We start from the raw sequence: 10,934 nt of genomic DNA, 5'->3' as shown, positions 1-10,934 counted from the left end.
GCGGCCGGCAGCCGCTCGACGCCCTGGGCCCAGCGGCGCGGCCCGCGGTACGCCACGACCGGGTCCGATGTGCTCACGGCGAGTTCGGCGGTCAGCGCATCGGCGATACCGGCGGCGTCGCGGGCCGCGTCGAGGTCCACGACCCGGCACGACACGTGCGGCAGTTCCTTGGGGATCACCTTGCCGATCCCGGCGAGGATCGCCTGCTCGGCGACGATCGTCTCGTCGCCGGTGACGTCGAACGTCCCGGCGGTCAGGACCATGAGGTCGAACTGGCCGGAGGGGTGCGCGGCGAGGGTGCGCGCGACCGCCAGCAGCCGCACGGGTGCGTCGTCGTGCGGGCCTGCGGGCAGGCCGTCGGCGTACACGACGGTGGCCTGATCCGTCATGGTGACGGCGTGGTCGAGGGCGTGTCGCAGTTCGTCGGCGGTGGCGGCGTGCACGGAGGTGACCCGGTGGCCGGCTGCGCGGGCCGCCGCCGTCAGCGCGTCGGGGCCGCCGACGACGATGACGTCGCGCGGCCCGCTGCCGACGCGGGGCAGGGTGGTGCTGTGCCAAGCGGGGGCGTAGAGCCAGGTGTTCGGGTCCCGGACCAGCGGTGCCTGCCGTGCCACCGGCTGGGGGCCGGTCGTGGTCTCGATCCAGAACCGTTTGCGCTGGAAGGGATAGGTGGGCAGGTCGGCACGCCGCTGCATACCGGAGTCGAACGAAGGCCAGTCCGGTTCGACGCCGTGCTCCCACAGGGCGGCGAAGGCGGCGTACGCGACGGCGATGTCGTCGTCCTCGTCGGCCTTCGACCGGGCGGTGCGTACGAATCGGCTGTCCGGTGCGGTGGGCGCCGCCGCCCGGGCCAGCGACAGCATGCCGTGGCCCGGTCCGATCTCGACCAGCGGCCCGGTCACGTGGTCCAGTAGCGTGTTCAGCCCGTCACGGAAGCGCACCGCTTCGAGCATGTGCCTGCCCCAGTACCCTGGCGAGCGCACCTGCTCCTCGGTGATCCAGGTGCCGGTCACGTTGGAGACGTACGGGATCTGCGGTGCCTGGACCGCGATCGTGCGCATGAACTCGACGAGCCGCGCGGCGGGATCGGCCATCGACGGGGAATGGGCGGCGTGACCGACCCGTAGCCGTCTGGTCGTGACGTCGCGGGCGGCCAGGGCCCGCTGCAGTTCGTCGAGTTCGTCCTGCGCTCCGGCGACGGCGACCAGCCGGGGTCCGTTGTCTGCGGCGATGGTGAGGCCGCCGGTCAGCATCGGGGTCACCTCGGCCTCGGGCAGCGGCACGGCCAGCATCCCGCCGGGTGGGGCGCTCTGCATCAGCCGGCTGCGGACGTCGATGACGCGTGCGGCGTCCTCCAGGGTGAACACGCCGGACAGGGTCGCCGCCACGTATTCGCCCATGCTGTGGCCGAGCATCCCGCTGGGTTGTACGCCGCGCGCGATCATTGCCTGGGCCAGGGCGTACTCGACGGTGAACAGTGCCGGTTGCACGAATCGCGTCTGGTCGAGCAGGCCGTCGGGGTCCTCGCCGAACACGAGTTCGCGCAGGTCGTGGCCGAGTAGCGGGGTGAACAGATCGGCGCAGCGGTCGAACACGGCGGTGAACTCGGGCAGTTCGGCGTACAGGCCCCGGGCCATGCCCGGGTAGTGGGCGCCCTGCCCGGGGAACAGGAACGCGACCGTGGCCGTGGGCTGGGCCTCGACGAACGGGTATGCGCGCCGCTCGCGCAGTGCTGCGGCGGCACCGGCGTTGTCGCGGGCCACGACGGCGGCGCGCCGGGCGAACCGGGACCGGCCGGCGTGCAGGGTGTAGGCGGCGTCGTCCAAGCGCACCGTGCCGCTGTCCAGCCGCTCGGCGAGGCCGGTGAGGGCTTCGCTGACGGCGGCGTCCTCGCGGGCCGACACCGGCAGGATCTGCCACCGCAGGGCCGGCGCGGTCCGGTCGACGGTGGGCGGCTCCTGGACGATCACATGGGCGTTGGTGCCGCCGATGCCAAACGAGCTGACTCCGGCACGGCGTGGCACGCCCGACGGGGTGACCCAGCGCTCCCGCTCGGTGGCGATCCGGAACGGGCTCTCGGCCAGTCGCAGGGCCGGGTTGGGCTCGTGGAAGTTCAGCTGCGGCGGGATGATGCCGTGCTTGACCGCGTGCAGGGCTTTGATCAGGCCGGCGATCCCGGCCGCGGAGTCCATGTGGCCGATGTTGGCCTTCACCGAACCCAGCACGCAGTATCCGCGCCGCTCCGTCTGCTCGCGGAACGCTCTGGTCAGCGCCGCGATCTCGATCGGGTCACCGATCGGGGTCCCGGTGCCGTGTGCCTCGAGGTAGGTGATCGTGTCGGGGTGGGCCCCGGCCATCGCCTGGGCGGCCGCGATCAGGTGCGCCTGGCCGTCGACACCCGGCGCGGTGAACCCGGCCCGGCCGCCGCCGTCGTTGTTGACCGCCGAACCGATGATGACCCCGTCGATACGGTCGCCGTCGGCGAGCGCGTCCTCGAGACGTTTGAGCAGCACGACGCCGACACCGGAACCGAAGACGGTGCCGGTGGAGCGGGCGTCGAACGAGCGGGTGTGGCCGTCGGCGGAGGCGATGCCGCCCTCGAGGTACAGGTAGCCGCGACGCACGGGCGGGCTGATCGACACGCCGCCGGCGAGTGCTGCGTCGCACTCGAACGTGCGCAGTGCCTGGCAGGCCAGGTGCACCGCGACCAGTGAGGTCGAGCAGGCCGTGCTCACGGGGAGGCTGGGCCCGGTGAGGTCCAGATAGTACGAGATCTTGGGGGTGAGGTAGTCGACGTCGTTCTCCAGGGAGCCGACCGATTCCCAGCGCCCACCGGTGCGTTTGAGCGCGGCCCGGTCCACCTGCGAGCGCACCTGCTCGATGTAGGTGTTGGCACCCTGCCCGGCGTAGACCCCGACGGGGCCGGGCAGGCGGCGCGGGTCGTAGCCGGCGGCTTCGACGGCCCGCCAGCAGTGCTCGAGGAAGAGCCGGTGCTGAGGGTCCATCTTCTCGGCCTCGCGGGGGGTGAGCCCGAAGAAGGCCGCGTCGAACATCTCGACGTCGTCGATGCAGGCGGCGCGGCGCACGTACTCGGCGGTCCGGATGAGATCCGGGTCCTCGCCGGCCGTGAGCAGGTCGGTCTCGGTCAGGTCGGTCAGCGACTCGACGCCGGACATGATGTTGTGCCAGAACTGCTCGGCGTCGGCGGCTCCCGGATACGCACATGACATGCCGATGACCGCGATGTCGAGTCCTGGCACAGAGTCGTCGATGCTCACTCGTCGTTTCCCCGTTCGGTCGCCAACCCTTCAGGCCATGATCAGCGTCAATGGGTGGGTGGCCAAGTCAGGGATAACCCCTACCGCCGCATCGGCGGGCTTCCGTCACTCGGGTGTACCCGCGCCGAGGCGAACATAGTATTTCTATACGTGAATGATCGATACGGGGGGCCACCTGTGGATTCGAAGTCGCACCATGTCCTGAGGCGATCACCTCGCCCACTCGCCTTCCACGGCGCCGGGCCCATCACGGCCCGCGCCGACGAGGGCATCGTGGGGCGCCGCAATGAGATCGACAGATGGGAAAAGGTGCTCGATCGTGCCCGTGGCGGCCGACCGTCCGTCGTGGACGTCGTCGGCGAACCGGGCGTCGGCAAGACCACCCTGCTGGCCGCGTTCGCCGAACGTGCCCGGGCGCAGGGCATCGCGACCTCGACCGAGCTGCCGCGCCGGTCCGAGCGGGAGCGGCGCGACGCGGCGCTGCGGGTGCTGTTGCTCGACGACGTCGAGCGAGCGCCGGGCGCGTCCACCCGGGCCGTCGCGGAACTGCTCGACCGACCGCCAGACAATGCCCTCGTCGTCGTGCTGGCCCGCCGGACACGCCAGACGTCACCGTGGCTGCTGCGCGCCCTGGGCACCGCGAAAGCCGACAGCATCGCCCTGTGCGGCCTGGCCGCCGACGAGCTGAGCCCGCTGGGAGCGGCCCAGCTGTGCAGCGCGCACCGGCACCGGGAGCTGCGGCAGGCCGACGGCAACCCGCAGTTCGTCAAGACCCTCGCCGCGTGGTGCGCGGGGCCGGGCAAATGCGCGGGCGGGCCGCTGCCCGAACCCCATCTGGCGGTCCCCGGCGAGGCAGCCGGCACCCGGGCCGAGATAGCACACCTGCCCGCGTCGTCGAAGCTGGTGTGCCACGCCGCCGCCGTCGCCGCCGACATCGTCGACCCGGCGCTGCTGTCCACGGTGGCGCAGCTGTCGCAGGACGAGGTACTGACCGGCATCGACGACCTGCTCGCCGCAGACCTGATCCGCCCCGTCGGCTCGACCGGGCAGCTGCGCTTTCGTACCCTCATGACGCGCTGGGTCTGCTACGCATCCGCCCCCGGCGGCTGGCGCTTCGGCGCCCACCTGCGGGCGCTGCGCATCCTGCGCGAGCGCGGCGAACCCGCCGACCTGTGCGCGGTGCACGTGGAGCGCACCGGCCGCGTCGGGGACCTGGACGGCGTGCGGCACCTGGTCGAGGCCGCCCGGCTGACCGCGCCCCTGGCCCCGCACACCGCGGCGTACTGGTACTCCGCCGCGCTGCGGCTGCTGCACAGTGGGGCGCACGCCGAGCTGTACCAGGAGCTCGACGCCGAGCGCAGCAGATGCGCCACGCAGTCGGCCGCCTCCGAAGCCGTCCCGGAGCACCTCGCGCCGGCCCTGCACCCGTTGCCCGCCGCAGGGCCGTCCGAGCTGCACCAGCTCAGCTGCCGGGAGTACGAGGTGGCGGTCCTGGTCAGCCGTGGGCGTACCAACCAGCAGATCGCGCGGGCGCTGGGGTTGAGCCACAAGACGATCGAGACGCACTTGAGCAGGGTCTTCACCAAGCTCAACGTGTGCTCCCGGGCCGAGGTCGCCAACCTGGTCGGCCGCACCGAGGTCGCCGAGGCCGCCGTCGCCTCGTGACCGGGTCGGGGATGTTCCCGACTGGGCGCTGCGGCAGCTGCCGATCGACGATGTCCGGTACGGAGGAAGAAGGGGCGGGGGCTGCATGACCACGGGAGCCGATGCGCCGCGCCGCGGGCTACACCACGGCCGTGCGCACCCATCGGGCCAGGGCCCGGCCGGCCAGCACGCCGTCCCGGCGGTACAGAGCCGTGGTGGTGGTCAGCGTGTGCCCGTCCACCGCGTCGCGCCGGCCCACCACGAGGTAGCCGGTCCCGACGACCGGTGGATCGATGATCTCGGCCGAGAACCGGCTCAACACCATCGGCGTGGCCGCCAGGTCGACGGTCCAGCCACCCGGGCAGTCGAGGGCGGCCCACCCGAACTCGACCGGCACCGGCGTACCCGCCGTAGCCCCGAGCGAGGGGTCCGGTGTCCAGCGGCACCCGGTTCGCCCCGGCGACATCGGCCCCGGCGACAGGCCGAGCCCGTCGGCACGCCCGGGCCCGCACACGAAGCATCCGGCGAACGGATGCCGGTCGGCACCGACGTAACGGTGCTCGGCTGCGGCCACCGCCTCGGGCGCCACGAACGGGACGGTCTCGATGGGGGTGCCGGCCCGCGACACCGAGGCGACCAGGATCTCACCGTGCCAGAAGTGCACCCGTCCGCCGGCGACGACCGACCGCATCGGCGCATCCAGCGGCGGCGGCTCGTGCAGCGTCACGACGGCGCGACCGCTGCCCAGCGGCCCCGCCGCCTCGAGCGCGAACCGGCCGCACGCGTAACCACCCTGCGCGCTGTCCGGCGGCCCGTTGAAGCGCCGCCCGATGACGAGCCCTTCGGCCATTCCCCACCCCCGCCAGTTCAACTCATCGATCCCCGAGTATGCCGAATGCGCCCCGGGCGTCGAGGCCCCGCCGCAACGCCGATGCGAGGAAGCACATGACGACCGCGAAAGCCACCCCGCACTCTTCCGAGTCGACCCTGCCCGCGATCGCGGCGACCGGGCATCGCGAGTGCCCGGGTATCCGCCGCGACGGCAGCGCGGTTCCCCACGCCGGGGTGCCCGACCTCGTCCTCGCGCACGCGGCCCGGACCCCGCACGCGACGGCGATCCGCAGCCCGTACACCATGACCTATGGGCAGCTCGCGGAGCGCTCCGCCGTCGTCGCCGCGGCGCTGGCACGGGCGGGGGTGCGTCCCGGCGACATCGTCGGCGTGCTGATGCACCGCTCCCCGGAACTGATCACGACGCTGCTGGGGGTGCTGCGAGCCGGGGCGGCGTACCTCGCCCTCGACCCCGACGACCACGGCGAACGTCACGCGCGCCTGCTTGCCGACGCCCGGGCCGCGCTGGTGCTGGCCGACCCGGCACTGCGCGCCGGGATCCCCGACGACGTGCCGGTGCTCGACGGCGACGACCACGGCCACGGCCACGGCGAAGACCACGGTCACGGTCACGGTCACGGCGAAGGCCACGGTCACGGCGACGGCCACGCACCTCTGCCAGCCGACCCGCCGGCCCCCGACGCGCTGGCGTACGTGTCGTACACGTCAGGCTCGACCGGGGAGCCCAAGGGCGTCGCCGTCCCGCACCGGGCGGTCGTCCGGCTGGTCAGCGATCCGAACTGGATGACGATCCGTCCTGACGACGTGTTTCTGCAGCTGGCACCGGTGTCCTTCGACGCCTCGACGATGGAGATCTGGGCACCGCTGGCCAACGGCGCCGGGCTGGCCCTGTTCCCGCCGGGCCCCGTCGACCTGGCCGAGGTGGCGCAGACGTTGCGGGACCAGGCTGTCACCGTGCTCTGGCTGACCGCAGGGCTGTTCCACCAGATGGTGTCGGCGCACCTGGACGCGTTCGCCGGGCTGCGGCACGTCATCGCCGGCGGCGACGTGATCGCGCCACAGCAGGTGCGCACGCTGCTGGCCGCGCACCCGGGAGTGACCTTCACCAACGGGTACGGCCCGACCGAGAACACCACGTTCACCACCTGCTGGACAAGCACGGTGGCACCGGCCCTGGACGAGTCGGTGCCGATCGGTGGCCCGATCAACGGCACCGGAGTGGTCGTGCTCGACGCCGACCTGCGCCCGGTCCCGGTCGGCGAACGCGGCGAGCTGTACGCCACCGGCGCGGGCCTGGCCACCGGCTACCTGCACCGGCCCGGGGCAACCGCAGAACGTTTCCTGCCCTGCCCGCTGCCGTCGGCCGCCGGGCAGCGCATGTACCGCACCGGCGACCTGGCCAGGTGGCTGCCGAGCGGGGATCTGGAGTTCCTCGGCCGCGCCGACCAGCAGGTCAAGATCCAGGGCTATCGCGTCGAGCCAGGCGCGGTCGAGGCCGAGCTCACCCGCGATCCACGCGTCGACCAGGCCGTCGTCGTGGCCCAGCCCGACGGGGCCGGCGGCAAGCGGCTGCTGGCGTACGTGACCCTCGCGCCGGGCGTGGACGCGGCGGGCATCGGGGTCCGTCTGCGTGAGCGGATGGCCGCGACGGTGCCCGACTATCTGGTCCCGTGGGCGATCCTGGTGCGCGACGAGTTGCCGCTCAACCGTAACGGCAAGGTCGACCGCCAGGTGCTGCCGACCGCAACCCGGGTTGCGCGCAACGTCTGGAACGATTTCGTCGCACCGCGTACGCCGCTGGAGTCCACGCTGGTCGAGATGTGGGGCTCCCTGCTGGGCATCGAGCCGGTCGGCGTCGAGGACGACTTCTTCGATCTCGGCGGTCACTCGCTGCTGGCCGTCGACCTGATCCAGGCACTGCGCCGTGACCTCAAGGTCAGTCTCCAGGCGCGCACGCTGTACCTGCAGCCCACCGTCGCCGAACTGGCCCGCAACCTGCAGGCCCAGCCCTCGTCGTCCACCGAGGTGTGCCAACCATGACCGCAGAACAGCTCCCCGGCCGCTGCCCGGTGGCCCATCAGGCGCCGAACCTCGTCGATCCGACGGTGCACAGCGACGGCGACCCGCACCAGATCTGGCGCGCCCTGCGCCGACATGACCCGGTGAGTTGGCACGACGTCGGCGACGGGCTGGGTTTCTGGTCGGTCACCCGGTACGGCGACTCCGATCTCGTACTGCGCGACTACGCGACCTTCACCTCCGAACGCGGCACGATGATCGACCTGCTGGGTACCGACGACCCGGCCGGCGGCAGTCAGCTCGCGGTGACCGACCCGCCCCGGCACAGCGTGATGCGTGAGCCACTGCAGCGTGCGCTGACCGTACGCGCCGTCGAACGTAGCAAGCACGTGATCCGCAGGCAGATCGTGCGGCTGCTGCGGCCACTGGCCGACGGCGCGACGTTCGACTTCGCCGATGCGATGCTGGCGATGCCGATGGCGGTCACCGGCATCCTGATGGGCCTGCCCCCCTCGGACTGGGACCGGCTGACCCGCCTTACCACCGTTTGCATCGCGCCCGACGACCCCGAGTACCGCCATCCCCGCGGCCGTAGGTACACCCTGGAGGCCGCTCACCGGGAACTGTTCGCCTACTTCCAGGACATCGTGGAGGAGCGCGACAGGAACCATGGCGACGATCTCATCAGCGTCCTGCTGCAGACCCGGTTCGACGGCCGCCGCATGTCCCAGGGCGAGATCGTCTCCAACTGCTACAGCATGCTGCTGGGTGCGAACGTGACCACGCCGCACGCGCCGAACTTCGCCATGGACCACCTGATGGGCACGCCGTACCTCGACGACTGGGTCGCGAACCCGGGCCTGATCCGCTCCGGGGTCGAGGAGGCGCTGCGCTGGGCCTCGCCCATCACCTACTTCATGCGGTACGCGACCCGCGACGTGGTGCTCAGCGGCACCCAGATCCACGCCGGTGACGCCGTCGTCGTCTGGATCGCCTCGGCCAATCGCGACGAGGAGGTGTTCGCCGACCCGTTCACCTTCGACATCCGCCGCCGACCCAACCGGCACATCGCGTTCGGGGCTGGCGCGCACCACTGCGTCGGGCACAGCGTCGCCCGGGTGACGCTGCGTCTGCTCTTCACCGAACTGTTCGGCAACTTCACCGACTTCGCCCCGGCCGGCCCGGCGCAGCGTCTGGCCTCGAACTTCGTGTCGGGATACAAGCATCTGCCGATGACCGCGCGTAAGAAGGGATGACCGTGCGACCGCAGAAGTGGCTGATCCGGGAACCGTCCGCCGACAGCGCCGCCCGGCTGTTCTGCATCCCCTACTCCGGCTGCGGCGCGAGCATGTACCGGGCCTGGCCACAGTTCGTGGAGCACATCGAGGTCTGCCCGGTGCAGCTGCCCGGTCGGGAGAACCGCATGCGCGAGCCGGCCTACGCGACCTACGAGGAGATGGCCGACGGAGTCGTCGACGGTCTGGCGCCCTATCTGGACCGACCGTTCGGATTCTTTGGCCACTGTGGTTCGGCGCTGGCCGCCGTCGAGGCGACGATCCGGCTGGCCGAGCGCGGTGCCCCCCTACCCGCCCGCCTGTTCCTGTCCTCCCAGGTCGCGCCGCATGACCCGCCGTACGGACGGCTGCTGGGCATGACCGAGGCACAGCTGCGCGACGAACTGCACGGGCTGCTGGTGGGCATGGGTACCGTAGATCCTCCGGAGGATCTTATCGATCTGGTGCACGAGATTCTGATCACCGACATGGAGGCCACCCGCAAGTACGTCTTCGACGCCCCGAAGACGCTGCCCACCGCCATCACGGCGATCGGCTGGACCCTCGACGTCGACGTGCCCGCCGCGTTGACCAGAGGCTGGTCGGAGTACGCGCCCACGACGTTCGAGCTGCTCGACGGCGTGCACTACGCGTTCCTCGACGCGCCGGCCGCGCTGCGGGAGGTCCTCGTCCGCGACCTGCCCGGACAGTCCCGACCGGCGACGTCGGTCTGATACTCCAGCCGTAGCTGATGTAGGCGATGTCTTCACTGGTAGTGGGCTTGTCCGGTGATCTCCTAGGCTCACTGCCACCTGGTGAACACCTAGGGAGGCAGACCGTGGGCTACGAACTGCACATCACGAGAGCGAAGAGGCACTGCGACAGCAGGAAGAACCCGATCGACCTTTCCGAATGGCTGGCCTACGCCCAGAGCAGTCCGACCCTGACCGTGGGCGGGTGGGATGGCGACATTCCGATTTTCTCCCACGTCTGCGGTGATGGCAGCGACGTCTCACTTACCTGGGCAGATGGGGAGATTATGATCAAGGGCTACTTCACCACCGATCCCGCGAACGAGTTCGTGCCTATGGCCACGGATCTGCGGGCAAACGTCCTCGGCGACGACGACGAGCGGTACACCGAAGCTGGAGTCGTTGAGCCTTGTTAGTAGAAGCAACTGCAGTGCAGCCATCTGGCGGCAACGGGTCCGACGCGATGCCGTGACGATTGCATAGGCGGTCAACCCCGCCGCTGCGGGCCAGGAAATCGGCTGCCGGCCGCTGGCCACCGCAGTACGTGGTCCGGGCGCGCGGTGACCCGGTGCCACGGCAAGCCGCCCCGCCTCCGGGTCGGTCGGGGCGGGAAGCCGTACGACGCCGGCAGGCAGTGCGCGCGACCGGGCCATTCGCGGTCCGTAGGGCGGTGTCGTAGGCGGTCACCAGTGGGCAGCACCGGGCACCGCTACACACCGACGACCAGGCGCATCGGACGGAACCGGGCAGTCAGGAACGATCTTCCAAACTGTCGGCGCTGGTGCGATTCCCGTCGCCCGCCGTATCGACTTCCGGCCGGGTCAGAGATTGCATGGCGACTGCCGGGCGAAATGGTCAGCCGGATCTGCCGGTTGTACGCCGCTCCCTATGCCCAGTCTTCACGGGGTGCCGATGAAAGAACAAGACTGTTCTTCTACCCGCAGTGTCGGCAGTCTTTCCCGCATGACCGCTGACAATTGTCCTGTAGATCTAGTGTTTCGTGATCCTGATCGGTTTGCTTTGAGTTGTTTGCCACGAGTTTCTTGATGTTGGTTTGAACGAGTTGGACTTTGGCGAGGATGTCGTCTGCGGTGGCGGTCCAGGTGAAGGGTCGG

At 70.9% G+C, this 10,934-nt stretch carries 7 protein-coding genes; 5 read left to right on the top strand and 2 right to left on the bottom strand.

What is annotated here, in order from left to right:
* The coding region (locus tag ACFQ4H_RS33995) for a type I polyketide synthase (protein ID WP_377579246.1) at positions 1–3,278 on the bottom strand (3,278 nt) is incomplete at its 3' end.
* Between the two features lie 273 nt (positions 3,279–3,551).
* Between ACFQ4H_RS33995 and ACFQ4H_RS33990 the strand changes: the two genes are divergently transcribed.
* Positions 3,552–4,943 carry a LuxR C-terminal-related transcriptional regulator gene (locus ACFQ4H_RS33990; RefSeq protein WP_377579244.1) on the top strand — a complete coding sequence of 464 codons (1,392 nt, stop codon included), beginning with the start codon at positions 3,552–3,554 and terminating at the stop codon, positions 4,941–4,943.
* Between the two features lie 118 nt (positions 4,944–5,061).
* Here ACFQ4H_RS33990 and ACFQ4H_RS33985 read toward each other — a convergent pair whose 3' ends face one another.
* On the bottom strand, positions 5,062–5,772 hold the full coding sequence (locus tag ACFQ4H_RS33985) for a hypothetical protein (RefSeq protein ID WP_377579242.1): 711 nt from the start codon (positions 5,770–5,772) through the stop codon (positions 5,062–5,064).
* 95 nt (positions 5,773–5,867) lie between these two features.
* Here ACFQ4H_RS33985 and ACFQ4H_RS33980 point away from each other — a divergent pair, with 95 nt between their 5' ends.
* From ACFQ4H_RS33980 to ACFQ4H_RS33965, 4 genes are all read left to right on the top strand, one after another.
* Positions 5,868–7,814, top strand: coding sequence for a non-ribosomal peptide synthetase (locus tag ACFQ4H_RS33980; RefSeq protein ID WP_377579240.1), 1,947 nt, complete (start codon positions 5,868–5,870; stop codon positions 7,812–7,814).
* Positions 7,811–9,049 carry a cytochrome P450 gene (locus tag ACFQ4H_RS33975; protein ID WP_377579238.1) on the top strand — a complete coding sequence of 413 codons (1,239 nt, stop codon included), beginning with the start codon at positions 7,811–7,813 and terminating at the stop codon, positions 9,047–9,049. Before ACFQ4H_RS33980 ends, ACFQ4H_RS33975 begins: the two co-directional genes overlap by 4 nt.
* Before the next feature lie 2 nt (positions 9,050–9,051).
* Positions 9,052–9,801, top strand: coding sequence for a thioesterase II family protein (locus tag ACFQ4H_RS33970; protein WP_377579236.1), 750 nt, complete (start codon positions 9,052–9,054; stop codon positions 9,799–9,801).
* Positions 9,802–9,905: 104 nt separating this feature from the next.
* On the top strand, positions 9,906–10,235 hold the full coding sequence (locus ACFQ4H_RS33965) for a hypothetical protein (protein ID WP_377579234.1): 330 nt from the start codon (positions 9,906–9,908) through the stop codon (positions 10,233–10,235).
* Positions 10,236–10,934: the final 699 nt, after the last annotated feature.

It is taken from the genome of Micromonospora sonneratiae (genome assembly GCF_042679305.1).
Taxonomy (GTDB): Bacteria; Actinomycetota; Actinomycetes; order Mycobacteriales; family Micromonosporaceae; genus Micromonospora_H; species Micromonospora_H sonneratiae.
The sequence above is the reverse complement of the archived record's forward strand: the minus strand, read 5'-3'. Positions and strand labels throughout refer to the sequence as shown.

Bases quoted from the DNA above. Each gene is read 5' to 3' on its own strand.
- ACFQ4H_RS33985 (WP_377579242.1), bottom strand. From the start codon at position 5,772: ATGGCCGAAGGGCTCGTCATCGGGCGGCGCTTCAACGGGCCGCCGGAC.
- ACFQ4H_RS33980 (WP_377579240.1), top strand. From the start codon at position 5,868: ATGACGACCGCGAAAGCCACCCCGCACTCTTCCGAGTCGACCCTGCCC.
- ACFQ4H_RS33975 (WP_377579238.1), top strand. From the start codon at position 7,811: ATGACCGCAGAACAGCTCCCCGGCCGCTGCCCGGTGGCCCATCAGGCG.